The 24,387-nt window shown below is 61.5% G+C and carries 27 protein-coding genes and 1 tRNA gene; 16 read left to right on the top strand and 12 right to left on the bottom strand.

Translation table 11 applies throughout. The annotated features are described in order from the left end of the window. Positions 1-119 precede the first annotated feature (119 nt). Positions 120-509, bottom strand: coding sequence for a hypothetical protein (locus JNJ45_02270; GenBank protein ID MBL8047485.1), 390 nt, complete (start codon positions 507-509; stop codon positions 120-122). Positions 510-571: 62 nt separating this feature from the next. On the opposite strand from JNJ45_02270, the gene JNJ45_02265 reads away from it, so the two are divergent. From JNJ45_02265 to JNJ45_02225, 9 genes are all read left to right on the top strand, one after another. Then, on the top strand, positions 572-988 hold the full coding sequence (locus tag JNJ45_02265; protein MBL8047484.1) for a hypothetical protein: 417 nt from the start codon (positions 572-574) through the stop codon (positions 986-988). Beyond that, positions 985-2,178 (top strand): argininosuccinate synthase, encoded by a 1,194-nt coding sequence (gene argG / locus JNJ45_02260; protein ID MBL8047483.1) that lies wholly within the window; start codon positions 985-987, stop codon positions 2,176-2,178. The genes JNJ45_02265 and argG overlap by 4 nt, the downstream gene beginning before the upstream one ends. Further along, positions 2,175-3,227 carry a molybdopterin-guanine dinucleotide biosynthesis protein MobB gene (locus JNJ45_02255; protein ID MBL8047482.1) on the top strand — a complete coding sequence of 351 codons (1,053 nt, stop codon included), beginning with the start codon at positions 2,175-2,177 and terminating at the stop codon, positions 3,225-3,227. Before argG ends, JNJ45_02255 begins: the two co-directional genes overlap by 4 nt. Further along, positions 3,220-4,269: an N-acetyl-gamma-glutamyl-phosphate reductase gene (gene argC / locus JNJ45_02250; GenBank protein MBL8047481.1), complete on the top strand. Its 1,050-nt coding sequence runs from the start codon at positions 3,220-3,222 to the stop codon at positions 4,267-4,269. Before JNJ45_02255 ends, argC begins: the two co-directional genes overlap by 8 nt. Beyond that, the gene (locus JNJ45_02245) at positions 4,247-5,395 is read left to right on the top strand and encodes an aminotransferase class III-fold pyridoxal phosphate-dependent enzyme (GenBank protein MBL8047480.1); all 1,149 of its coding nucleotides are present in this window, start codon (positions 4,247-4,249) and stop codon (positions 5,393-5,395) included. Before argC ends, JNJ45_02245 begins: the two co-directional genes overlap by 23 nt. Continuing rightward, complete coding sequence (locus tag JNJ45_02240; GenBank protein MBL8047479.1) at positions 5,392-6,384, top strand: N-acetylornithine carbamoyltransferase; 993 nt, start codon at positions 5,392-5,394, stop codon at positions 6,382-6,384. The genes JNJ45_02245 and JNJ45_02240 overlap by 4 nt, the downstream gene beginning before the upstream one ends. Continuing rightward, positions 6,375-7,247 carry an acetylglutamate kinase gene (gene argB, locus JNJ45_02235; protein ID MBL8047478.1) on the top strand — a complete coding sequence of 291 codons (873 nt, stop codon included), beginning with the start codon at positions 6,375-6,377 and terminating at the stop codon, positions 7,245-7,247. Before JNJ45_02240 ends, argB begins: the two co-directional genes overlap by 10 nt. Next, positions 7,223-8,440, top strand: a complete 1,218-nt coding sequence (gene argH, locus JNJ45_02230) for an argininosuccinate lyase (protein ID MBL8047477.1) — start codon at positions 7,223-7,225, stop codon at positions 8,438-8,440. Before argB ends, argH begins: the two co-directional genes overlap by 25 nt. Before the next feature lie 68 nt (positions 8,441-8,508). After that, positions 8,509-9,258 (top strand): PEP-CTERM sorting domain-containing protein, encoded by a 750-nt coding sequence (locus JNJ45_02225; GenBank protein ID MBL8047476.1) that lies wholly within the window; start codon positions 8,509-8,511, stop codon positions 9,256-9,258. 56 nt (positions 9,259-9,314) lie between these two features. On the opposite strand, the gene JNJ45_02220 is transcribed toward JNJ45_02225, so the two are convergent. Genes JNJ45_02220 through JNJ45_02205 form a run of 4 tightly spaced genes read right to left on the bottom strand, consistent with a single transcriptional unit; the run spans position 9,315 to position 12,325 of the window. Further along, the gene (locus JNJ45_02220; GenBank protein MBL8047475.1) at positions 9,315-9,953 is read right to left on the bottom strand and encodes a hypothetical protein; all 639 of its coding nucleotides are present in this window, start codon (positions 9,951-9,953) and stop codon (positions 9,315-9,317) included. A gap of 9 nt (positions 9,954-9,962) precedes the next feature. Continuing rightward, on the bottom strand, positions 9,963-10,628 hold the full coding sequence (locus JNJ45_02215) for a DNA alkylation repair protein (GenBank protein MBL8047474.1): 666 nt from the start codon (positions 10,626-10,628) through the stop codon (positions 9,963-9,965). A gap of 15 nt (positions 10,629-10,643) precedes the next feature. Then, a complete protein-coding gene (locus tag JNJ45_02210) occupies positions 10,644-11,552 on the bottom strand; it encodes a ThuA domain-containing protein (protein ID MBL8047473.1) in 909 nt (302 codons plus the stop codon). Then, positions 11,549-12,325, bottom strand: a complete 777-nt coding sequence (locus tag JNJ45_02205) for an SUMF1/EgtB/PvdO family nonheme iron enzyme (GenBank protein ID MBL8047472.1) — start codon at positions 12,323-12,325, stop codon at positions 11,549-11,551. The genes JNJ45_02210 and JNJ45_02205 overlap by 4 nt, the downstream gene beginning before the upstream one ends. Between JNJ45_02205 and JNJ45_02200 the strand changes: the two genes are divergently transcribed. After that, positions 12,303-13,244 (top strand): FAD:protein FMN transferase, encoded by a 942-nt coding sequence (locus JNJ45_02200; protein MBL8047471.1) that lies wholly within the window; start codon positions 12,303-12,305, stop codon positions 13,242-13,244. The genes JNJ45_02205 and JNJ45_02200 overlap by 23 nt on opposite strands. Before the next feature lies 1 nt (position 13,245). On the opposite strand, the gene JNJ45_02195 is transcribed toward JNJ45_02200, so the two are convergent. From JNJ45_02195 to JNJ45_02185, 3 genes are read right to left on the bottom strand one after another with little or no spacing between them, the layout of a single operon-like run. Continuing rightward, complete coding sequence (locus tag JNJ45_02195; protein MBL8047470.1) at positions 13,246-14,622, bottom strand: Gfo/Idh/MocA family oxidoreductase; 1,377 nt, start codon at positions 14,620-14,622, stop codon at positions 13,246-13,248. A gap of 37 nt (positions 14,623-14,659) precedes the next feature. Further along, positions 14,660-15,676, bottom strand: coding sequence for a hypothetical protein (locus JNJ45_02190; protein ID MBL8047469.1), 1,017 nt, complete (start codon positions 15,674-15,676; stop codon positions 14,660-14,662). 40 nt (positions 15,677-15,716) lie between these two features. Beyond that, positions 15,717-17,138, bottom strand: coding sequence for a DEAD/DEAH box helicase (locus JNJ45_02185; GenBank protein ID MBL8047468.1), 1,422 nt, complete (start codon positions 17,136-17,138; stop codon positions 15,717-15,719). A 131-nt stretch (positions 17,139-17,269) separates the two neighbouring features. Here JNJ45_02185 and JNJ45_02180 point away from each other — a divergent pair, with 131 nt between their 5' ends. Together JNJ45_02180 and JNJ45_02175 are read left to right on the top strand one after the other, a co-directional pair. Next, a complete protein-coding gene (locus JNJ45_02180) occupies positions 17,270-17,959 on the top strand; it encodes an antibiotic biosynthesis monooxygenase (protein MBL8047467.1) in 690 nt (229 codons plus the stop codon). A 19-nt stretch (positions 17,960-17,978) separates the two neighbouring features. Then, positions 17,979-18,055, top strand: a tRNA-Pro gene (locus JNJ45_02175). An 8-nt stretch (positions 18,056-18,063) separates the two neighbouring features. Here JNJ45_02175 and JNJ45_02170 read toward each other — a convergent pair. From JNJ45_02170 to JNJ45_02160, 3 genes are read right to left on the bottom strand one after another with little or no spacing between them, the layout of a single operon-like run. Further along, the gene (locus JNJ45_02170; protein MBL8047466.1) at positions 18,064-19,254 is read right to left on the bottom strand and encodes a DUF1343 domain-containing protein; all 1,191 of its coding nucleotides are present in this window, start codon (positions 19,252-19,254) and stop codon (positions 18,064-18,066) included. A gap of 3 nt (positions 19,255-19,257) precedes the next feature. Further along, positions 19,258-20,562 carry an NADH-quinone oxidoreductase subunit NuoF gene (gene nuoF, locus JNJ45_02165; GenBank protein ID MBL8047465.1) on the bottom strand — a complete coding sequence of 435 codons (1,305 nt, stop codon included), beginning with the start codon at positions 20,560-20,562 and terminating at the stop codon, positions 19,258-19,260. A 33-nt stretch (positions 20,563-20,595) separates the two neighbouring features. Further along, complete coding sequence (locus JNJ45_02160) at positions 20,596-21,045, bottom strand: MarR family transcriptional regulator (GenBank protein MBL8047464.1); 450 nt, start codon at positions 21,043-21,045, stop codon at positions 20,596-20,598. 9 nt (positions 21,046-21,054) lie between these two features. Between JNJ45_02160 and JNJ45_02155 the strand changes: the two genes are divergently transcribed. From JNJ45_02155 to folP, 4 genes are read left to right on the top strand one after another with little or no spacing between them, the layout of a single operon-like run. Then, positions 21,055-21,426, top strand: a complete 372-nt coding sequence (locus JNJ45_02155; protein ID MBL8047463.1) for a sulfite exporter TauE/SafE family protein — start codon at positions 21,055-21,057, stop codon at positions 21,424-21,426. A gap of 30 nt (positions 21,427-21,456) precedes the next feature. Further along, positions 21,457-21,957: a hypothetical protein gene (locus JNJ45_02150; protein MBL8047462.1), complete on the top strand. Its 501-nt coding sequence runs from the start codon at positions 21,457-21,459 to the stop codon at positions 21,955-21,957. After that, positions 21,947-23,290, top strand: a complete 1,344-nt coding sequence (locus tag JNJ45_02145; GenBank protein MBL8047461.1) for an aspartate kinase — start codon at positions 21,947-21,949, stop codon at positions 23,288-23,290. The genes JNJ45_02150 and JNJ45_02145 overlap by 11 nt, the downstream gene beginning before the upstream one ends. Beyond that, positions 23,283-24,098 (top strand): dihydropteroate synthase, encoded by an 816-nt coding sequence (gene folP, locus JNJ45_02140; GenBank protein ID MBL8047460.1) that lies wholly within the window; start codon positions 23,283-23,285, stop codon positions 24,096-24,098. Before JNJ45_02145 ends, folP begins: the two co-directional genes overlap by 8 nt. Here the strand turns inward: folP and JNJ45_02135 are convergent. Then, positions 24,052-24,387, bottom strand: a complete 336-nt coding sequence (locus tag JNJ45_02135; GenBank protein ID MBL8047459.1) for a hypothetical protein — start codon at positions 24,385-24,387, stop codon at positions 24,052-24,054. The two genes, folP and JNJ45_02135, sit on opposite strands and share 47 nt — an antisense overlap.

The following is a 24,387-nucleotide window of genomic DNA, read 5'->3' as shown; positions in this document are numbered from 1 at the left end:
AAAGACCCTGTTAAAATTACGAGGGAAAATATTCGAGTTGCTTTCATTGAAGGGATTGGTCATCGGGGCCGAACATGCCGAAAACGGCGACGTCGGCCGGCCAAAACACCTTCGTCGCGCTAGCTAAGAACTAGCGCGGGCGGGCCACGATTGGGCCGATGCTCCCCTTCTCCACTGGCCACCTGAGCGACCGGATCGATGAAGGGCTCGCGAATTGTGTGGCTCGGAAACGCGATGCCCAACGCCACGACGGGGTTGCAAGTGAAGGGCTCAACCACCAGGTTGCGCGACCGAGTTTGGGCCGCGACGCGATCTTCGTGCCCAGAAATCTCCTCGTGGCAGCCATGGTCTCCACACTCAATATTGGCCTGATGAGGACCGTGAACCTGCGTGAAGCAAAGCTCGGCGCTCACCGCGCCCGCCGACCCGTGATGATGGTGCGGCAAGAGGTCGTGGACGAGACCCACGAGCAGGCACCAAAGCATTAGCCAGGGCGCAACCTTCCTCATGCTGCGAGTATAACCCAAGTCTGGGGGTTGACAATTTTGCATATTATGCACATAATATGCACATGTCACAGACAAAGGACGCACGGCTGCAGCTCATCCGCTCCCTGCTCACGGCGCAGGAGGTGCGCTCGCAAGAGGACCTGCAGACCAGCCTGACCCAGGCGGGCTACGCGGTCACGCAAAGCAGCGTCAGCCGGGACCTGGCCGACCTGGGCGTACAAAAGCAACGTGGCCGCTACATGCTGCCGACGCCGCCGCAGAGCCAGGAACTGGGTCTGGTGTCGCTCAAACCCGCCGGGCCGAACCTGCTCGTACTGCGCACGGCGATCGGCGCGGCGCAGTTAGTCGCGGTGAGACTGGACAACTTAGGTCGCTCGGAGATCGTTGGCACCGTCGCGGGCGACGACACAATCTTTGTGGCCACCGCCACCGCCGCCGACCAAGCCTCGCTGATGAGCGCGCTGGGAGCGACGGCATGAAGCTCGCGCTTGCTTTCTCGGGCGGGCTCGACACCTGTTGGTGCATCCCGGTTCTGCGCCAAGCCGGGTACGAAATCACGACCGTAACCGTTGACGTTGGCGGATTCTCGCCGGACGAACTCGGCCAGATCGCCGAACGCAGCGCGAAGCTCGGCGCGGCGGAGCACATCGTCGTGCCCGCAACCGAATTGTTCTATCGTGAGGTCGTTCGCTGGCTCATCGCCGGCAACGTCTTGCGCGGCGGACTCTATCCGCTGTGCGTGGGAGCCGAGCGCGCGCTGCAGGCTCGCGAAACCGCGAAAGTCGCCGCCCAAATCGGAGCCGGTGCGGTTGCCCACGGGTGCACCGCCGCCGGAAACGACCAAGTCCGATTCGAAGTCGCCCTGCGCACGGTGGCGCCGGGCGTCGAAATCGTGGCTCCAGTTCGCGACCAAGCGCCACGACGCGACGAGCAACTCGCTTTGCTGGCCAGCGAGGGGCTCGACTTCCCCGGCCAGAAGGCGACTTACAGCATCAATTCGGGGCTGTGGGGTGTGACGATTGGCGGGGCGGAAACCACCGGCACCGAGCTCAGCATCCCCAACGAGGCTTGGCAGCGCACCCAAGGCGCGTTCGAACAAGCCCTGCGACCGAGTACTCACACGCTGGAGTTTCGCCAAGGCGAACCGGTCGCGCTCGACGGCGTAACCGGCTCGCCGGTGCAGATTATTCTGGCCGTTGACCAGTTGGCCGCGGCTTATGGCCTGGGCCGCGGCATCCATCTTGGCGAAACCATCCTGGGTATCAAGGGCCGTGTCGCCTTCGAAGCCCCGGCGGCGAGCGTCATCCTGCCGGCCCACCGCGAGCTCGAAAAGCTGACCCTCACGAAGCGCCAGATCGCGCTCAAGGACACCGTGGCGGCGAGCTACGGCGAGTGGGTCCACGAGGGCCTTTTCACCGAACCCGCGGCCCGCGAAATCGAGGCGCTTTTCCTGAGTTCGCAGCAGCGCGTGACCGGTGAGGTCAAATTCGAACTTCGCCCCGGCAACATGTTCGTCACCGGAGTTTCTTCGCCGCACTCCTTGCACGCCGCCTCGCGCGCCGTGTACGGCGAGGCCATGGGCGAATGGACCGCCGATGACGCCAAGGGCTTTAGCCGCCTCTATGGCCTAGCCGGAATCCTCCATGGCCGCGCCGGAGGCGATTCGTGAGACCGGTCACGCTCGACAAAATCGCCAGCGTCACGCTGAACTGTAACCTGCGACGCGAGGCTCGGCTGGACGATCAGTACCCTTGCCGCGAGGGTGATGTCATTGCCGTCCGCGTGCTCACGAGCAAGTCGCAGTACAACTCGCTCGAACTCATTTCGGGCCGCATGTCCACGATCAAGCCGGGCGATATCATCGCCGGGGCGCTTGGCCACCGAAACGCGGTTCAGGGCTATGCCGGTGTCATCCCAACGTCGCTCAAGACCGGCGACCAGATTAACCTACTAAACCTTGGCGGCGTGCTCGGCACCTGCACGAGCTATTCGCCGATGGTCGGCCAGCCGCACGTGTGCGAGGTCATCGGGAACGTCATGGCGTTCCCTGACCTCAACAGCCGACGTGGGGTTCCGGCCAACATCGCCGCCGACCTGAGCCTTCCATCAACGCAACTGCGCGACTTGCCACCGATCATCGCGGTGGTCGGCACGAGCATGAACTCGGGCAAGACCGAAGCGTGCCTCACGGTGATTCAGCAACTGACGCACCGCGGACTCAAGGTGAGCGCAGCCAAAACCACCGGCGTGAGTCTGCGCCGCGACATCCTCGGCATGCAGGACGCGGGCGCGAGCGAGGTGGTCATTTTCACCGACCTGGGCGTTGTCACGACCCAGGCCAGCAACGCGCCAACGCTCACCAAGCAGATGATTCACCGCCTCGCCCAGGCTCGGCCGGACGTGATTGTGCTTGAACTCGGCGACGGGCTGATCGGCGACTATGGCGTCGGCGCGATTCTGGACGACCCCGAGATCGCGCCGCACCTGCGCTGCGTCATTCTCGCCGCCGCCGACCCCGTCGGCGCGCTCGGCGGCGCCAACCTCGTGCGCGATCGGCACCAGCTTCCGCTCGCGCTCATCACCGGGCCGGCCACCGACAACCTCGCCGGCGTCTCGGCGATCGAACGCGAAACCAAGGTGCGCAGCATCAACGCGCGCCACGATCCACAGGACCTGACCGACCACCTGCTCCACACCATTTCCCTTGCACATGCTTAACAAATCCATTCCCACCATCGTCCTGGGCGGCAGCGGCTACGTCGCCGCTGAATGCCTTGGCCTCTTGCTCAATCACCCTTATTTCCGCATCGAATCGGTGGTATCCACCAGTCAGGTCGGCACGCGCATCGACGAAGTGTTTCCGCACCTCACCGGTGTCGCCGAAGACCTGACCTTCACTGATCTCGAATCCGCCAAGCCGCGATTGGCGGGCAAGCGGCAAGTGGCCCTGTTCAGCGCGATGCCGCATGGCGAAACGGCGCGCGTGCTAGAAGAACTCTTGGCCGGCGGAACGTCGGCTCGCGTCGTGGATATCTCGGCGGACTTCCGCACCAGCGATGCCGCCGAGTACGAGCAGATTTATGGCAAGCCGCATGAGGGGCCAACGCTCTTGCCGCAGTTTCATTTCGGGTTGCCGGACCTGGACAAGGAAACGCCGGAAGCGATGATCTCGCACCCAGGCTGCTTCACCACCGGCATAACACTCGCAATCGCGCCGCTCGTCGCGAACCAGCTCATTGAGCCGCAGGTTCAGGTCAGCGCCATCACGGGGAGCACGGGCGCGGGGCGTCAACTTGGCGCGGGCACTCACCATCCGCATCGCCAAAGCTCTATGTGGGCGTATCAACCGCTGGTGCACCGCCACACGCCGGAGATCCGCCGGCTTCTGCAAGCCCACGCGCCCGACCTGACCGTCGCCTTTGTGCCGCACTCGGGGCCGTTCGCCCGCGGGATTCATGCGACGTGCTTCGCGACTCTTCGCAAGCCGATGTCCACCGCCGCTGTAACCGACCTCATTTCTGCATTTTATGCACATACGCCGTTCGTCAAGGTCGCGGCGGGAATGCCCACTCTCAAGGAAATCGTGGGCAGCAATCGCTGCCACTTGGGCGTGGCCGTCAGCGGCAACCAGGTCGTCATCACGTCGGTCATCGACAACTTGGTGAAGGGCGCGGCGGGCGGCGCGGTGCAGTGGATGAATCGCCTGTTTAGCCTCGACGAAAAGGAGGGCCTGGTCAATGCCGTTCCTGGCTGGATCTGACGCGCCCACCGAGCTCGACGTCTACGCCCGTCTCCCGGTGGAGATTGTGCGCGGCGCGGGCTGTCAGGTGTGGGATTCGAACGGGAAGGTGTACCTTGACTTTTACGGCGGTCACGCGGTGACCGCTCTCGGTTATGCGCATCCGGCGCTCACCGCGGCCATCCAAAGCCAAGCGCAGCAACTGATTTTCCAAACCAATGCCGTTGACGTCGCGATTCGCCGCGAAGCCTTGGCGACCTTGGCGTCGGTGGCACCGCTCGGCCATGCGTTCTTGGTTAACAGCGGTGCCGAAGCGAACGAAAACGCCCTGCGCCTGGCGTTCTTGCACACCGGACGCACTCGAGTGACCTGTTTGCAGGGCGGATTCCACGGACGCACTGCGGCCGCGGGTGCCGTGACCGACCACAACGCGAGTTGGTACGCGTTTCCGCAGACGCCATTTGCCGTAGACCGCGTGCCGATCAACGACATTGCCGCGCTCGACCAAGCCATGACCGACGACACGGCGGCAGTCATTTTTGAGCCGGTGCAAGGCGTCGCCGGAGCCGTGGAATGCGAAACCGCGTTTCTGCAAGCGGCGGCTCGCCTGGCCAAGGAGCGCGGCATTCTCCTCATCGCCGACGAAGTCCAAACCGGCGTCGGACGCTGCGGCACGATGTTCGCCGTCGAGCACGCGGCGGTGCAACCCGACATTCTCACCGTTGCCAAGGGCCTCGGCGGCGGCATCCCGGTCGCGGCGGTGCTGTGCTCGGCACCCGTCGCCGCAGTGGCCAAGCGCGGCATGCTCGGCACGACCTTCGGCGGCGGACCGGTCGCGTGCGCGGCGATGCAAGCTGTACTCCACGCCGTGAGCGCGCCCGGGTTCTTGGGGCAAGTTCGAGAGCGGTCCGAGCAACTCATCCATGGCTGCTTGCAGGCCGGAGTTCGACAGGTCACGGGTCGTGGCTTGCTCCTTGGGTTGCATTTGGACACACCCGCGGCTCCGGTTCGAACCGAGTTGCTACAGCGCGGATTCCTCACCGGAGACGCCAAAAACCCCAACATCGTCCGATTACTGCCGCCGCTCATCATCTCGGCGAGCGACGTCGGGGCGTTCACGACCGCGCTCCGCGAGGTGCTGGCGTGAACCATTTCCTTTCTCTTCGCGACTTCTCGCGCGAGCAGATTCAAGCCTTGGTTGACCTCGGGCGCGAACTCAAAGCGAATCCGCATGGGGACCGCCTCCACAAGCGCGTGATCGGCCTGCTGTTTATGAATCCCAGTCTGCGGACGCTAGCCTCGTTTCAGGCGGCGGTCGGGCAGCAAGGCGGAACGTCCGTCGTCATCCAGCCCGGCGCGGGTTCGTGGACGCTCGAGTTTCATGACGGCGCGGTGATGGATGGAGCGGCCGTGGAGCACGTCCGGGAGGCGATCCCGGTTCTGGCTGCCTACTGCGACGTGCTTGGCATCCGCTCGTTCGCCGACCAAACCTACATCGCCACCGATTTGGCCGACCAGCGCATGCGGCACTTGGCCGCGCTGAGTCCCAAGCCGGTGATCAACATGGAATCCGCCAGCGACCACCCTTGCCAGGCGCTCGCCGATTGGATGACGCTGGACGAGTTGCAGGTGCCCGCGAACGGCAAGTTCGTCCTGAGCTGGGCTTGGCACCCCAAGCCGCTGCCGTACGCGGTTCCGCGCGCGGCGCTCAACATGGCCGCACTACGAGGCATGGACATCACAGTGCTATGCCCCGAGGGCTACGACCTGCCCGAGGCGATGATGACCGAAGCCGGAGCGCACATCCGCACGTCTCACGACCGCGCGGATGCGATGGACGGCGCCCAGGTGCTCTATTGCAAGTCGTGGTGCAGCCCGGAATTCTACGGCCAACCCGAAGCCGAACTGGCCAAGCGCGCCGACCTACGCGACTGGTGCGTGCGCGAATCGTGGTTCGCCACCGCCGACCCGCAAGCCAAGTTTATGCACTGTCTTCCGGTTCGCCGCAACGTGAAGGTCGCCGACGAAGTGCTCGATGGGCCGCGCTCGGTGGTCATTCAGCAAGCCGAAAACCGACTCCACGCCCAAAAGAGCGTCCTCATTTCTCAACTCGAAAACCTGACTCCATGGAACTAGCCAACCTTCTCTCCCTTAAGACTGCCGTGCCCTACCTGCGGCTGTTTCGCAATCAGCTGCTCGTCGTCAAGGTCGGTGGCGAGGCCGTGGAGGACGAGTCGCGGCTTCGGCAGTTGGTGGAGCAACTCAACGTGTTGCACCAACTCGGAATCGGGTTGGTGATTGTCCACGGCGGCGGCCCGCAAGCCACGGCTCTCGGCGAGCAACTCGGCGTCGAGTCGCACTTTGTAGCCGGGCGGCGGGTGACCTCGCCCGCGATGGTGGAAGCGATGGTGATGGCGCTCAACGGAACCGTTCGCACCAAAATTCTTGCCGCATGCCGAGCGCAACACCTCAACGTGTTGGGAGTGAGCGGCATTGACGCCGGCATTGTGAAAGCCACGCAGCGACCTCCGCGCAAGCTACCCACCGGCGAGACGGTGGACTTCGGGCAGGTTGGCGATATCGCCTCGCTCGATGTGTCACCGCTACGGATGATGGTCGAGCAGGGTTTCGTGCCCGTGGTGAGTTCGCTGGCTGCCGACGACGCCGGGACGGTGCTCAACATCAACGCCGACGATGTCGCTTCGGCGATTGCCGTCGCGCTCGGCGCGAGCAAACTGATTCTCATCACGAAGCCGCGCGGGATTATGGGCGACGTGGACAAGCCGGAGACGCTCATGAGCGAAATCACCATTGCCGAGCTCGAGGCCCTGGAAGCCAAGGGCGTTGTCCACGCAGGGATGCTGCCCAAGTCCGGCGCGGCCAAGTCCGCGCTCACCGGCGGGGTCGAGCGGGTGCACGTGATTTCGTACGAGTATCCGGACAGCGTCTTGGCCGAGCTATTTACCAACGAAGGATGCGGCACGATGGTGACGCCGTGAGTTCGCCGCGACTTTGGGGGCAGGGCAAATCCACCGACCAACAGATTCTCGAATTCACGGTCGGCCACGATTACCTGCTCGATCAGCGGCTTGTGGCGCACGACATCCGCGCCAGCCGGGCGCACGTGCGCATGCTTGCGGCTAAAGGGTTGCTGACGTCCGAGGAGGCGCAGGGACTGCTCGACGGCTTGGCTCAAGTCGGCCTGGATCACGAGGCGGGCGGATGGCAGATTTCGCTCGATCAGGAAGATTGCCACACCGCGATTGAGGCGCAACTCACCGCCCGACTCGGCGATCTCGGCGGCAAGGTTCACTTGGGCCGCAGTCGCAACGACCAGGTGCTCACCGCGATTCGGCTGTACCTGCGCGCCGAAATCGAGCAGTTCACGGCTCAGCTCGAACAGGTCGCCGTGGCGTTCGACAAGCTCACCGCTACGAGTGGCGAGATTTCGATTCCGGGATACACGCACTTACAACAGGCGATGCCGAGTTCGGTAGCGCTTTGGGCGGGCGGATTCGCGAGTAACTTGCGCTCCAACTTGGCCCTTCTACGGGCGGCGGATGATCTTGCCAGCTTGTGCCCGCTCGGTTCGGCGGCGGGCTATGGCACGCCCGGGCTGTCGCTCGACCGAGATCGTACGAGCGAGGAACTCGGATTCGCCGCACCGCAACAACCGGTGACCGCCTGCCAGACCAGCCGAGGCAAGGCCGAGTCGGCGCTCGCCTTTGCGCTGACGCAAATTCTCCACGACCTCGGGCGAATGGCGGCGGATGTATGCCTCTTCGCCAGCCAAGAGTTCGGTATCATCCGCCTCGACGATTCGATCTCGACCGGCTCCAGCATCATGCCGCAGAAGCGCAACCCCGACGTGTTCGAACTCATTCGGGCGCACGGCTCGCAGGCCACGGCCGACCTGATCGCGATTCTCACGCTCACCGAAAAGCTGACTTCAGGCTATCACCGCGACTATCAACTCATGAAGGAGCCCTTGTTCCGCGTGATTGACCGCGCGCACCTGGTGCTTGATGTGGCCGCGTATGCGCTGGGCAAAATCACCTTCGATGCCGCGCGGGCGAAAGCGATCACCGACCCGAGCATCCACGCCGCCACGCGCGCTTTTGAGTTGGTTCAGAACGAGGGCCTGAGTTTTCGAGCCGCGTATCATCGCGTCGCGCAAGAACTTTCAACGTAAATCCGCAATTCACCGAACCTTAACTGTGTTCTAACGGCGACTTAACTTAGCCCTTGCACACTATTTCCGTGCGGAACTTCCGCGCAACAAAGGAAAAGGTGATGACAATTAAGAACATTCTCGTGGTGGCCGGTCTCGTGGCCGTCGCCTCCGCACAAGCCGTGGTTTACACGCAATGGAACTTCAACACGCTCGATGGTAGCGGCACAACCGGTACGACGACCCCGAGCATCGGCCTCGGCACCGCTTCGCTGCTCGGCGGCGTGACGGCAACCTTCGCTTCGGGCAACTCGAACGGTGGTTCGACCGACCCCGAACTGAGCACCGACGACACCGCATGGAACCTCACGACCTGGGCCGCTCAAGGCGCGGGATCGGGCACGCGCGGCGCTAACTTCGCCGTCTCGACCCTGGGCCAGAAGGACATCGTGGTCAACTGGGACAACCGCCATAGCAACACCAGCAGCCGCTGGCTCCAGTTCCAATACACCACCGATGGCACTTCGTTCTCGTCGGCTGGCCTGCTCAACAGCGGCCTCTTCGAAGCAACGGCTGGCGACACGTGGTTCAACAACCGCTCGGTTGACCTCAGCACCATCGCGGCTGTCAACAACAACGCCAACTTCGCATTCCGAGTTGTGGCTGTGTTCGCTCCAAGCACCACGGCTTACGCCGCGGCCAGCACGACCGGTACCTACGGAACGGCCGGTACGGTTCGCTTCGACATGGTGACCGTCAACGCCAACCCCGTGCCGGAACCCGGTTCGATCATGGCTCTTGGTCTGGGCGCCGTCGCTCTCCTGCGACGCCGCAAGTAAGAGCTCTTACCTACTTTCTCCGTGGAGTGGTATCGCCCCCAGTGATGGGGGCTTTTTTATTTCTCGCCGATTTCCGCTTTGACCTTGTCCATGCAGAACTGAATCACCGCATTCGACTGAGCGCGGGGACGAGATTTTAGGCTCTCACAGACCGCCTTGTAACTCGAAACAAGGGCTTCGGCGGAAGCCTTCACCGCTTTCGGGTCCTGCCCCATCTCTTGATCGGATTTCCCCGCGAGGGCCGGGCCGACCACTTTGAGAATCGCGTTCGTTCCGTCGCTCACAACCCGGCTACCTGGGTCTTTGAGCTTGCCTTCGAGCAGGTCGCGCATCAGCACACGCGCCTCGGCGTAGCGAAAAGCGTGAAACGTCAGATACATCGTCCCGCCTCCGGCAGCCATGGTTTCGTAGCCGTTGAGATTGATTAAGAACTGGTCTAGCGATTTTTGCAAGCCCGAGAGTTGGCCGCGGCTGGTACTGCTGAGGCGTGCCATTGTCGCCGCGTTGCGACCATCGATCGCCAACGAAAAGGTGTACAGCGCGGCCCGCACTTCGTACTCCGGCATCGCTACTTTGCGTACCTTTTCGGCGTGCGCCAAGTAGCCGTCCACCGACATGCCCGAGGCCTGAGCGGGCGTGAGCCCGTAGTTGGGCGTTTGGACGAGCACAAAAGCCGAGATTGCGATTGCAAGCATGGCCGCAGTTTATCCCGCTCGGCGCGCTAATTCGCGGATGGCAATCGGCGCGAAAGGCGAAGTGCAACCGGGCGACGTGGGATAGTCGCGATAGAAGCCAAGTCGGTCGCCGAGAGCAATGGCCGCCTCGCGGTGCTCCGCCGATTGCGTGCCAACCGCGATGAGGGCAAAGTTCATCAGCCACCGCGCGGCCTCGGGAGCGGATGGCATTTTTTCGGCGAGCGTGGCGAGGATTGCATCAAGGTCGAGCCCCTCCGCCGCCTTGTTGATGCGTTCGGTCGTGAGACTCCATGAGGTTCGCTGGAGCATCGGGTCGCTCTCGGTTTCCCACTCCAGGCGCATCGTCTCCTTGTCCGCGTGCTGCTTGATGACGTACGAATTCAGCCAGTCCGCGAGTTGCGGCAGCGTGGCTTCGGTGACCATGGCTCTGAGTTCGTCCATGGTGAACTGCTTGGGCTTGCAAACCAAGGTCGCGAGCAGCCGGGCGTCCAGGTTGCCGCTCGCCCAGAGTTCCTTCGCCAGCGCGTGGTCGGTTTTCACCTCTTTGGCGACCACGCGAAGATCGCCCATTTTCAGCCCGAATTGCGCTCCCTGGTAGCCGTTCTTCACGTTGAACTGGCGCATTCGCTCGGTTCCGGTCGCCTCCATCCGGTCGAGAACTTCTTGGCATGTCATGCCGAAATCCTACCCCTAGTGATCGGCCACCGGAACGCCCACGCGGTGCTTGCCAAAACACCATTCCGAGGGCCGGTAGTCGCCCACCAGGCCGACGTCTTCCTTGCCATTTGCGGTGCGACCGACCGCCCAGGCCGCCGCGTTCAACAGCAGCCGGCGAAAGTTTGCATCGAGTAAATCCCGCGAGCTGCCCATCGTCGTCGTGAGCACACGGGCCCGCACCGCCGGAATCCACGCCACGGGCATCGGGCCGCGCTTCGGATCGTTGACGAGCGGGCTGCCCGCCGCTAATCCCGCCATGTTTGCGCCGCGCAACAGCACCTGCGCCGACGCGGGCGGATGCGCCTCGTAGGCATCGGTGCTCACCTCAATCGGCCCAACTCCGCGCAGCACGGGATGGTCACCGACCGGCGTAGCGCGGGTGCCTTCGGCGCCGTGCCGTCCCCAGTGGGCGACCCAGGTTTCGCCCAAAACCCGGCGACCGAACCCACCGTCCGGCTGATCCCAACTCCATGACTTGAACTCGGATTGCGAGTCCGCCGGATAGGCGAACGCGTGGGTGCTGGTTCGAAGCGCGATGAGTGGCTTCCCTGCCGCCACGTACTTCGCAAAATGGCGCATGTCGCGGTCGGCCCAATGCTGAAATCGCGCCATCAGCACGCAAAGGTCGGCGTTCTCCAGCTTGCTTAAGCCGGGGACCAAACCCGTGTGCGTCGGATTGACGGTGCCCGCCGGGTCTTGCGCAAAGAGCACCGTGCACTGAAACCCGTGCCGCGCGAAGATGCGCGCCAACTGCGGCATCGCTTGTTCGGACCGATATTCGGGGTCGGCGGCAATCAGCACAACCCGCTTGTCGTCGCCCACGCCGTGCCCGGTCGGCTCAATCTCCAACCAAAACATGCTGAGGGCGGCGAGCAGGATCACGGCTCACAAACCACGCGGAACCCGACAAACGAGCCGTCGCTGAGCCACCAGCGACTCTTCGGAATCTGCGGATCGGTTTCCTGCCAACTCTTGTTCCAGCGCTGACGGCGCGTCGGGCTCGAATCCTTGAAGCTATCCAGGTAGGTCGGGCCGCACAACACGGGCTCGCCTTTGGCATCCATCGCCCACTCGCCAGCGTTGCCGAGCATGTCGTAGAGGCCCAAGGCATTCGCGGCTCGCTTGGCCACCGGGTGCGTGGTATCCGCCGAGTTCTTCGCGTACCAAGCCTGCTTGGCGTAAGCCGCTTCGTCGAGCTTCCACGGCGCGGAACTCGCTCCCCGGCACGCCCATTCCCACTCGGCTTCGGTCGGCAGGCGATACTTTTTGCCGGTCAGGGAAGCCAGCCACCGCACAAACATGGTCGTGTTGGTGATGCTGGAATTGATCACCGGGTAGCCGTTATGGCCCCAACCAAGGTCGGGCAGGATATAGCTCCGACTCGGGCGAGCGATGGCGTCGGCGGCAAACGCGGTTTGGTCGTAAGCCTTGCTGGGAGGACCGCTCTTTAAAAACAGGTCAAACAACTCCCACACCGTTTCAGTCTTGGCGATGTAAAACGCTTTGATGTCCTTACCGGCAGGGACCGCCACCATGTCGAGCTTCACCACCGACTTAGGTATCGTCTCGGTATAGGACTTGAGGTTGGACACCTGCGCAAACGAGGTGGCCGCCGAACCGAGAAACAGCAAAATGAGAGCACTTTTGGGATGCATGATGGTGATGGCAAACGGAGCGTGGCTCCCCCAAACCCATCTTACTCGGTACACCTATTCCGAGGTTCACATGGGCATGGAAGCGCGCATTGTGGTCTACGCCGAGACCGAGCAACAAGCGCAAGAAGCATGTTCCGCAGCATTTAGACGTATCGGCCAGCTCGATGCGATCATGAGCGACTACAAACCTGACAGCGAACTCAACAAGTTGTGCGCCGCGCCCGCCAACCAACCGGTGCGCGTGTCTGCCGACCTGTGGCGAGTCTTGACGAAAGCGAGCCAAGTCTCGCGCGAAACCAAGGGTGCGTTCGACGTCACGGCTGGACCCGTGATAAGGCTGTGGCGAGCCGCCCGCAAGAGCAAAAAGTTGCCTGATCCCACCGCGCTCCAAGCCGCGATGCGCCTCGTAGGTCGGGACAAGATGCGGCTTGACCCGACGAGCCGCACGGTCACTCTCTCTCATGCCGGGATGCAGCTAGACCTCGGCGGAATCGCCAAGGGTTACGCGGGTGACGCCGCCCAACGCGTGCTCAAGCAGCACGGAATCAGTCGGGCCCTGGTTGAGTTTGGGGGTGATATCGTCGTCACTGGACCTCCGCCGGGCAAGGCTGGGTGGACGATTCTTGTGCCGAACGCCACCGCCGACGGCGCGAAGGAACTGGAGTTTAAGCACTGCGCGGTTTCGACCAGCGGAGATACCGAACAATTCACGATCATTGACGGCGTGCAGTATTCCCACGTGGTGGACCCACGCACGGGTCAGGCGCTCACGAACCGGATTCAGAGCACGGTCATCGTTCAATATGGGCTCGACAGCGATCCGATGAGCACCGCCCTGACCGTGATGTCGCCGGCCGAAAGAGGCGAATACCTCCGCCTCCATACGAAGGCGAAGGTATTCATCAAGAGCCTGAAGTAGCTCAGTATTCGCGATCGGGCTTGTGACCAGGCATCGGCTGATCGTACTTGCCGCTCGCATCGCCGGTCAGCGGGGCCGAGCTCATGGTGAGCTTGTCGAGACCCGGGGCAAACTCGTGCTCGCAGTTGAGCATCGCTTCGTAGGTGATCTCCTGCCCCGTGTGAGCGGCCATGCGGCCCATGCTCGTCATGACGCTCGTTTCCACGCCACGGCGCACCTCGTTGTGCGGCGTATTATTGCGGATCGCGGCCACCAGCGCATCCCACTCGTTTTGATAGGGGTTCGAGCGATCGCTGGATTGCCAGATGAGGTTGCCCTCGCTCATGCTGCCGCCCTTAAAGGTGGCCGAAGGTCCGCCGCAATCGTTGGCGCGGCTGGCGATGGCGCACCCCTTGGTGCCGTGCAGATAGCTGGAATACACGCCTTGCGCACCTTCGACACAGCGACCGTCGAAGTAGAACTTCGCGCCATCCGCCCAGGTGTACTCAACCGAGTACGAGTCAAAGTTTTGGTCAACAAACTGAGCGCCCTTGTCGTCGGCCTTGTAGTGGCGTCCGCCGGAGGCTCGCGCTGAGACCGGCAGGGCATTCTTCATCCAACTCATGTGGTCAATCAGGTGAATGTAGAAGTCGCTGTAGCAGCCGCCGCTGGCCCAGAGGAAGCTGTGGAATCGCCGGATTTGGTATTCCACTTCCGACATTCCGGCCGGCTTGGCCGTGGATTGCGAGGTGCCGGCGGGGCCGTGCATGCGGTAACCGCGCATCAGCATCACGTCGCCGATTTCGCCGTCGCCCACGCGCTTGTGCAGTTCTTGGAGGTTGCGGGCGTGACGCGACATGAGGCCGACGCCCACTTTTAGGCCCATTTTCTCGGCCTTGGCCGCGAGTTCCAGCATCTTCACGCTGGTCGGGCCATCCACCGTCACCGGCTTTTCCATAAACACGTTGAGCTTCTTCTCGATGGCGTACTGGAAGTGCACCCAGCGGAACGCAGGCGGCGTGGCGAGAATGACGATGTCGCCGGGGCGAAGACAATCCATCGCCTTTTTGTAAGCGTCCAGGCCGACGAACTGCCGTTCTTTCGGCACGCTCATTTGGTCCTTAATCTCGCTCGAGACGTACTTGTGGCTGTCATTCAAGCGATCTTGGAATGCATCGGCCATCGCGACCAGCTTCATCGGACCGGTCTTGGTGCGCATGGCGTTGACCGCCGCGCCGCTACCGCGACCGCCGCTCCCGACAAGGGCGACTTGGATGAGGTCGGCGCTTTCGGTGTGATAACCAGCGAACGAAGCGGAGGGTAAGGCAGTGGCCGCGACCAGCGAGCCAGTGGCGGTCAGGACCTTCCGACGAGAAAGGGAGGAGTTGTCAGTGCTCACTCCTCCCTTTTACCCCACCGCGCGGGTTCGAATGTCCTTAGAAGTTCGCGCTAAACGTTACACGGAAAATCGTATCTGACTTGGGCTTAATGCCACCGCTGCCCCGGCGGTACGAAATGTTGGCGATGTTCGGCACGATCTCAAAGTTCGGGTGAATCTTCATCCGCACTCCGACCATAAAAAGGGTCGGCTTGCCCTGCGGGCTCATTCGATAGAATTCGATCTTGTCCGCGTCGGGAAGAGCGTCCGATACCTGATCCCAGCGAAGGAAAGGCCGCGCCTTTTCGCTTGCTTTGCCTTCAACGTAAAGGGACAAAAGATTCAGGTTCAAGTCGCTTGCGTTGGGACGCGAACGCGCCTGATTCGCGAAGACCAACCCACCTTTGTAGTCTCGGCCGACGACAAAGAACTCGGCTTTTGCCGACCGCCAATACTCCTGGTTGGGACGCTTCTGGGCATCGGCATACAGATTCACGGTCATCACGTTGTTGAGGTCGTGAGTAATGCGCGCGTAGGCGGCGGCTGATTCGCCGTCCGAACTTCGTTGGCCATTGCCATTCCCCACCGCCAGCATCAGGGCCGTCTTGCCGCTCTTGTCGAGGTTCGTATTGTAGGAAATGCCGATATCGCGGGAGGAGCCCATTCGATACAGTTCCATGGGCGCCTTTTCGATCGGGCGATACCCCAGTTTCTGCTCCGTAACACCCCAAGTTGCCGTGGGGATCAAACCGAGTCGCCATGTGTCGCGACCATCCTTGAACTGCACCCAGGCGTCGCGCATCGTCACTTGCATCGCGGTGTTATTCGTGAAATCACCGGGATCCTTTGATTCGATTTGGACTCGCGCGCTCAACTTCGCGTCGATTTCGCGATCGTATTGCAGGGTTATCCGGCGCAACCAAAAGCCCTGCTTGCCCTGAATCGCGGCGTCGTTATGCTTCCCGAAGAAGTACATGTCGCCGAACATCACGCCCGACAACTTTCCTTTGTCGTCAGCGAAGGCCGGGGCGAGCGCGGAGAGCGCAATCAGGGCGAAAGCGGGGCGGAATTTCATAACGAATTGTTAACATTATGCTCGCCCCCTTTGCGGAAAACTACCGGGCCGGGCGACCCTTGCCGCGGCGATTGAAGCGACTCTTTGCGCCGGCACCACCACCGAACCCGCCAACCCCACCCGTACCTTGCGGCTTGGCGTAGTGCTTGGGCTTTGGCTTGGCGTTGTGAGCCACCTTTGGCGCTTGGGCGTGCTCCACCTTCGGCTTGGGATTGTGCGAAGGATGCGGGTGAGCGCGTTCCTTCGATTCAAAGCGAACCTTTGGCTTCGGCGCGGCCATGGGCGGGGGAGCCGGAGCCGCCTTGGCGACCTTGCGATGCACGCGGCTGGGCTTCGGAATCGGCGGCAACACCGGGCGAATCGTGCTTTCTTGGCTGATCGGCATTTCCTTGCCCATCACCTTTTCAATCTGTCGCACCAACTTGCCTTGGTCGCCCAGCGCCAGCGAGATCGCGCGTCCTCGGTGACCAGCTCGACCGGTGCGGCCAATGCGGTGCACGTAGTCTTCGGGCTGGTCGGGCAGATCGTAGTTGATGACGAGCGAAATTTCCTTGACGTCAATGCCGCGGGCGGCGATATCCGTGGCGACCAAGATGCGGTAGCGACCCTTCTTAAAGCCTTCGAGCGCTTCGCGGCGTTGGGCCAGCGAGCGGTCGGAGTGAATCTCGGCGACTTTGTGGCCGCCCTTGCTGATCCATCGAGCGAGTTTGCGCGCGCCGTGACGAGTCCGCGAGAAAATCAAAACCGTGCCCTGATTCTTGTAGAGCAACATGTCGAGGTACTCGGTCTTTTCACCGACCTCAAGGAACACCAACTCTTGCTCGACGAGCTCGCTGGGTTCGCCTTCGCGAGCGACTTCCACGCGCTCGGGATTGCGCAAGAAGCTTTCGGCCAGCGACTTGATTTCGTCGGGCATTGTCGCGCTAAACAGCATGGTTTGGCGATCGGTCGGCAGGCTGCGCATGATGCGCTGAATCGCTGGTGCGAAGCCCATGTCGAGCATGCGGTCCGCTTCGTCGAGCACCACGCACGAAACGCGGTCGAGCCGTACCGTGCCTTGCTCCATGTGGTCAATCAATCGGCCCGGAGTCGCGACGATTACCGTCGGTCGCTTCTTGAGCTCGTTAAGTTGGTTGCGCATGGACGCGCCACCGACCAAAAGCACGCTTTGCAAGCGCAGCTTTTGCAGGGTTTCTTCAATTTGTTGGGCCAATTCGCGGGTCGGCGCAATGACCAAACCTTGGCGTTGTTGGTCAAGTCGCATGGCCATCGGGATGCCGAAGGCGAGCGTTTTGCCGGTACCGGTCTGCGCCACGCCAATGACGTCGCGACCCATCATGCCAAGCGGAATTGCGCCGGCTTGGATGGGGGTGGGAATAGTGATGCCTTGTTCGGCGAGGCGGTCGCAAAGCGAAGCCGGAAGCGCGAGGTTACGAAAAGTTGTTGGGGGAGAGACTTGCATGAGGGAAAAAATCGCTCATCAAGGGGTTGCATGTGAGCAAAGATTGCGGACTTTTCCGCGTTATCATCAATCAGTCTACCTTTTTCGGGCTTCATCTCGTACAACACTATTGGTAGGTCTTAATGCCTAGCATGATCTTGTCGCCCGGGGAAGAGTGGCTAACGTTTGTTGGCGACTACAACTGTGCGCCGACAAACATCGCCCGCATTGAAGAGCTTTTGCAAAACTACTATGCGGAAGTGGGCCCCAATCTGATCGGTTTGGTGGGAGTGGCCATTCACCGAAAAATTGAAGGAAATGGCATCTGCACCATTTCGCAGTGGGAATCAGAAGAAGCCGTCATCCAAGTCACGCGCGACACAAAACTTCATCCCTATTTTCAAGAGTTACGCACGCTTTGCGAGGTGACCTACACGAGTTGCCGCACCGAGAAAATAGTCCTGCCACCATCACGAGCCAAGGCCCCGCTCCTCGCCGCGAGCGGCCTTGTGATCGGCGACAAGTGTTGCCAAACCAGCTTTACGGTGGCCAACCATTCGCCGGATGATGCGGATGAGGTGATGCGGCTCTACCTGCAGCTCCACGATGTGACAGTGCGAAATGTTCGCGGATTTATGGGCGCGGCTATGCTTAGCGCGACCACCCGCAGCCAAACGTTTTCGTACGCGCAGTGGAGCGATGTCTCGCTCGTGGAGAAGGCACTGCAACTGCCGCAGTATCAGGCCGCACTTTCCCAACTCACTCGTCTGGCCAGCTACCAACGCAACTGGTTTGAGGTCGTGCACTCGCTCCGCATCCCCAAACAGCGCCGCCTTCTCTGAGGTACCATGATGGCTCCTTCGGGATGTAGCTCAGCTTGGTAGAGCGCTGCGTTCGGGACGCAGAGGTCGTGGGTTCGAATCCCGCCATCCCGACCATTCTCCCACTACTTGTACAGCAGGTATTTCTCGCGCTTGACGCGAAAGTCCTTGGCGGCCGAATTCCAGTCGTTGTAGAGCTTGTCAATGCTCTCGCCTGCTTCGAATCCTTTCCTGAGCGAGGCCGTGCCACTCACCTTGTCGAACATGTCGCCGCGCCCGCCGACAAAGAAATCATAGCCCGGTTTGAGCTTGCGGATCGCGCCCATCACCTCAAAGTTAATGCGCGTGAGCGGCGCTCGGCGCGGATCGGTGAGATGTACCTGCACGCCGCTGCAACTCTCGCCTTTGAACGCCGCGTAGTAGGGCGTCCACCAAGTTTGCCGGAAAGTAACGCCCGGCAACTTGCGCTTCGTAAGTTCATCCGCCAGCGCCTTCGCTAACAATCCGGGCGCGCCGACCAGTTCGAACGGCGATGTGTAGCCAACGCCGATCGACACCGATTTGAGTTCGCCGACAATGCCGGTCGCGGCATAAAAGGCCGAGGTTTCGGCATGCGGAATGTGGGGTGACGTCGGCACCCACGGCAGGCCAGTTTCGCTCCAGAGCATGTCGCGCCGCCAGCCGCGCATCTTCACGACGCGCACATCGGCTTTGCCCGCCCGATTCCAATTCTCGCCCTTGATCATCTGCGCGAGTTCGCCGATGGTCAGGCCGTGGCAATACGGGATCGCGTAGGGCGAAACAAAAGTCTGAAACGCAGGTTCCACCAAGTTCCCTTCGATGCGTTCGCCGCCGATGGGGTTCGGGCGATCAATCACGTAGATCGGCTTTTTGAACTTCGCCGCGGACTCCATGCACACGCCGAGCGTCGCAATGTAGGTGTAGCTCCGCGAACCGATATCCTGAATGTCGAACACCAAGACATCCACGCTCTTGAACATCTCCTCGTTGTGGCGGCTAAGCTTACCGTACAGCGAAAACTCGGGGATCCCCGTATAAGGGTCGACCGTATCCTCGACCTTCACGCCGGCGGGCGTGCCGCCGCGCACTCCGTGCTCCGGCCCGAACAGCGCCACCACTTTGATGCCGGCTTTCAGCATCAAGTCCACATTCGCATCGAGGTTGACGTCTACTCCCGTGGGGTTAGTGATGAGGCCGACGCGCTTGCCTTTGAGCTCGGCGAACTGTTGCGAACGCCACACGTCGAGGCCGGTTTGCACCGGCGCTAGAGTAAGAACGGCAATGGCGCTGAGCATAAGTTACACCGGCAACAGGTCTTTGGCCGACTTCACCATGCTCTTGCCGTTTGCAATAAAGTAGTCAAATTCCTCGGGGAAAACGCGAATGGCGGCGGCCACGGGCCACGCGGCGGCGTCGCCCAAACCGCAGAACGAACGGCCATCAATCTGGCTACAGATATCTAGCAGCAGTTCCTTGTCGCCCGGTTGGCCGTTGCCCTTGACGATGCGATCCATGATCTGCAGCATCCACTTGGTGCCCTCGCGGCACGGCGTGCACTTGCCACAGCTTTCCATGGCGTAAAAATGCGCGGTGCGCCAGATAAAGCTGACGATGCACGTGTGCTCGTTGAGGAACATGCAGCCACCCGACCCGACCATGCTCTGCACGTCGGACATTTCTTCGTAGCCGATAATCGCCTTGTTCACGGCTTCGGCGTTGATGATCGGCACCGAGCTTCCGCCCGGAACGCACGCCTTGAGCGCGCCGCCCTTCATGCCGCCCGACATTTCGAGCAGTTCGGCGAGCGACGTGCCGAATTCGATTTCGTAGTTGCCCGGCTTGTTCACGTGACCGCTCACCGAGAACAGCTTGGTGCCGCGCGAGTTCTTGGTCGAAGCGCCGAGCGTGGCATACCACTCGCCGCCCTTGTTGACGATAAACGGCGCGCACGCGTAGGTCTCGACGTTGTTGATGAGCGTAGGCGAATCCCACAGCCCGGCGATCGTCGGAAGCGGCGCGTGGGGGAACTTCAGCCGCGGCATGCCGCGCTCGCCCATGAGGCTCGACATCAGCGCGCTTTCCTCGCCGCACTCGTAGGAGCCCGCGCCAAGGTGGATGTAAAGGTCAAAATCGCGGCCCGAACCCTGGATGTTCTTGCCCAGATAACCGGCGGCGTACGCTTCGTCAATCGCCGCCCGAAGGTTCTTAGCGGCGTCAATAAACTCGCCGCGAATGTAGATGTATCCGGCGTCACCCTGCGTGGCGAGTCCGGCGATGGTCATCCCTTCGATGAGCAGGAACGGAGTTTCCTCCATCAATTGCTTGTCTTTAAACGTGCCGGGCTCGCCTTCGTCGGCGTTGCACAGCACGTAGTGCTTTTTGAAAGTCTTCTCTTTCGGAATGCCGTTCCACTTGATCCAAGTAGGGAATCCGGCGCCGCCGCGACCGCGAAGACCGCTCGCCTTCACTTCGTCAATGATCGCCTGACGCTCCATCTTCAGCGCCTTTTCCAAGGCCTTATATCCACCCTTACTTTTGTAGCCGTCAAGGGTTCGGTAGCTCGCGTCGTGAGCGTGTTCAAAAAGCAGCTTGTATTCAGCCATGGACCTTCGCTATTCTACCGCTCCATTTCGGGGTTAATCCAGCCAGCCGGGGCGAAGTTTGCGCAGGATCTCGGTGGCCGCCTTCGCTTCTTCCGGGGTGAATCGCTCTTTGAATCGCGAAAGAATCGCCTGGCGATAGCTACACCAGGACTCCTTGCGGGCGGCTTTGCCCGCCGGAGTGAGCACGGCGAGAGTCGCGCGGCCATCGGTCGCATCGGCTTCTCGCTGCACGTAACCCAGCTTCTCCAGGCGGTCAATGGCGCGGGTGATTCCGCTCGGGCTGAGCAACGCGCGTTCGGCCAAGTCGCTCATGCGCAGAGCCATGCCGGGCGACATCTCGAGTTGCAAGAGAAGGTCATAGGCTTCCAGCGAGAGACTGCCCGCCTGATCCATGTCGGCGCCGATTTCCTTGATCATGGTTTGCAGCCCGACGAAGGCGTACTTCCACAACTCTAGATAGCAAGACTCCTCTTGAGACGACATACTTTGACCGTGGAAATTATACTTGGGCTCATCATTGGCCTCTTCGCCGGCGTCGGCGGCGGCCTCTTCGGCATCGGTGGCGGCATCATCATCGTGCCGTGCCTCACCTTCGCGCTCGGCTTCACCCAGCATAAGGCGCAAGGCACCTCGCTCGTGGCACTGCTCATGCCCGTGGGCATTCTCGGCCTGATGAACTATGCCAAGGCGCAGAACGTGGACTACAAAATCGGCGCGCTCATCGCCGCTGGATTTTTGGGCGGGGCGCTGCTCGGCTCCAAGCTGGCGCTCGGCCTCAGCCCCATCGTCATGAAACGCTGCTTCGCCGGATTTCTGTTCGTGGTCGCGAGCTACATGCTGTATACAACAAAGTCGCCCGCTTAACCGGGCATTTGGTATGATGGAGGGGCCGAAATGTCCCTCCACACCACGGTTGCCGACCAGCTAGAAACCGCATTTGAAAAGCGACGAGGAATCAGCCGCCTCGAGATTCGCGACAACCTCGCCCAAATCCACATCTCCCAGCTTGATGGGAACCTCGCCGACGCCCGGCTTGAAGTTCTCAAACTCGTGGCCGACGCCAACTTTAGCATTGATTTTGTCAAGCTCACGCCGTCTGGCTTTAGCTTCTTGGTGGATGGCTCGATGGCCACGCAACTGGACGACTTGCTCAAGCAAGGCGGCGTGCACTTTTCTATTGCCCCGCGCCAAAGCATCGTGCTGGTGACGGCGGTAAACATGCGCGACGAAGAAGGATTGCTCGCCCGCGTCGTGTCGCTCGCCATTGCGACCGGCGCGCCGATCGCCCACCTCGCCGATATGCACGACCAGCTGCTCGTGGTGACCGATCACGATGGCGCGCGCACCATTGCCGACCGCCTGAAGCAACTGATGGAGGAGCAGCTTGAAGGTTAAGGTGATGAAGTTTGGCGGCACGAGTGTCGCCACTCCCGAAGCCCGCCGCCAATCCGCCCTGCGCGTGATCTCGGCCAAGGAGCAAGGCTATTCGCCGGTTGTCGTGGTCAGCGCCATCGGTCGCCGAGGCGCACCTTACGCGACCGACACGCTCATCGGCTTGCTCAAAGAAATGGACGACACGGTCGAGCCCGATCCGCGCGAAATGGACTTGATGATCGCTTGCGGCGAAATCTTTTCGTCGGTGATCTTTGCGCACTTGCTTAAAACGCTCGGTCATGGGGCAATGGCGTTTCGCGGCGGCCAGGCTGGCATCCGCACCGACGGCATCTATGGCAACGCGCGGATTGTCGCGATCAACCCGCTGGCGATTCAACGCTGCATTGAGGACCGCTCGATCCCGGTGATCTGCGGATTTCAGGGCGTGTTCGTGCCCGAGCCGGGTCACCCTGGCGGCGAGCTCACCACTCTGGGCCGGGGTGGAAGCGACACCACCGCCGCCGCGATTGGCGCGGCCCTAAAGGCCGCGGCGGTCGAGATTTTCACCGACGTGGAAGGCGTGAAAACCGCCGACCCAGACTACGTGCCGAAAGCCAGTACATTGCGGCGCATCAGTTACGAAGAGGTCGCCGAGATCGCGCACCTTGGCGCGAAAGTTTTGCATCCCCGCGCGGCGGAGATCGCGATGAAGTACGGCATGCCGCTGTGGGTCAAGAGCACGTTTAGCGATGCCATCGGCACCGAGGTTGTGCCCAGCGATCAAGTCGAGCGCAACCGCGTCACCGGCGTGACGCACACCGGCAAGCTCGTGTACTTGCAGTTCGATCTGCACGAAGCGCCTTCGGACCATCGCACCCTCATTGAAAGCCGCGTGTACGAGATGATGGCGCGCTACAATTTGAACCTGCACATGATGAATCTGTCGCCGAGCGGCATCGGATTCGCGGTGCCGCGCGACCAATACCCGACCGCCCTCGACCTGCTCGATGGACTCGTGATTCCGGTGCAAGGCAGCATGTATATGTTCCAGATCGGCGCCAGCCCGTCGCTGGAAGCCGAAACGCAGGCGAAGCTTTTGGAACCACTTGGTCCCTTATCCACGTTGCCGATCAGTTTGACCGAAGGTTGCACGATGGTGAGCGTGGTCGGCCAGGAATACATGAGCAATCCCGGCGTCTTCTATCGCGTTCTCCGCGCCCTCCACGAAAACCAAGTCCCCGTTTTGCAAACCACCGACTCGAACTTGAGCCTTAGTTGCCTCATTCCCGAGTCTGAACTTCACCGCGCCGTCAAAACGCTCCACGACCTGTTTGAATTAGAAACCGTTGAGTAACCAATTCGCCGCCAAAATTCTGGGCATCGTCAATGTGACACCCGACTCCTTTAGCGATGGAGGAAAGAGCTTCGGGATTGACCAAGCTGTGGAGGCCGCGCAACAGTTGCGCGCGGAAGGCGCCGACTACATTGACATTGGTGGTGAGAGCACGCGCCCCGGCGCTGAGCCGGTGGAACTGGAAGAGGAATGGAAGCGGGTTGAGCCAGTCATCACGCGCCTCATTGAACTCGGCATCCCCGTGAGTCTCGACACACGCAAAGCAGAAATCGCGCGCCGCGGCATTGTGCTGGGCGTGCAAATGGTGAACGACGTTTCCGGCGGCGATGACCCGCGTATGGTGGACATTATCGCCGCCAGCGAGGTGAAGTATTGCCTGATGCACCACCAGGGTGACCCGCAAACCATGCAAATGTCGCCGGCCTACACCGAGGTGGTGACCGACGTTCGCAGTTGGCTGAGCGACCGTGCCGAAGAGCTAGTCGCCGCCGGAGTCAACCGCGACCACCTGATCGTGGATCCCGGGTTCGGATTTGGGAAGACGACCGAACACAACCTACAGCTACTGCAAGAGCTTCGGCAGTTCCGCCGGTTGCGATTGCCCATCATGGTTGGCCTCAGCCGCAAAAGCTTCATCGGCCGCTATCTGGGCAACGAAGAGACCCCGGCTGACATCAACGACCGCTTGCCCGCCACGCTGGTCGCGCAACTTTATGCGGTCACGTGGGGTGCCGAATATGTGCGCACGCACGACGTACGCGCTACGGTTGCGTCTCTTCGGATGGCGGCTGAGCTTGAGCGAGGTTAGCCTCGATTTGGCTGCGCCGACCGCTCAGCACGGCGTGGAACATCCCCGACCCTGAGCCCAAGAACAGCGCGCCAAAGAACACCAAGAACGCAAACGACGCCTTGGTGTCGCTGAAGTATCCGCCCAGAAAGCTGGTGAGCCCCAGCAACTCGGTGACCATGCCGCGCAAAAGTTTGCCTAGGCGCTTGGTTTCGGGTTTCGTGCGATCGAAGAACGCACTCATGATCGCCCAACTGCCCCACGAAATGAGGACAAAAGCGAGGCCGAGGAGAATGTATCCGAAGTTCAT

This window comes from Chthonomonas sp. (assembly GCA_016788425.1).
In the GTDB taxonomy this organism is placed as follows: Bacteria; Armatimonadota; Fimbriimonadia; order Fimbriimonadales; family Fimbriimonadaceae; genus JAEURQ01.
The sequence above is the reverse complement of the archived record's forward strand: the minus strand, read 5'-3'. Positions and strand labels throughout refer to the sequence as shown.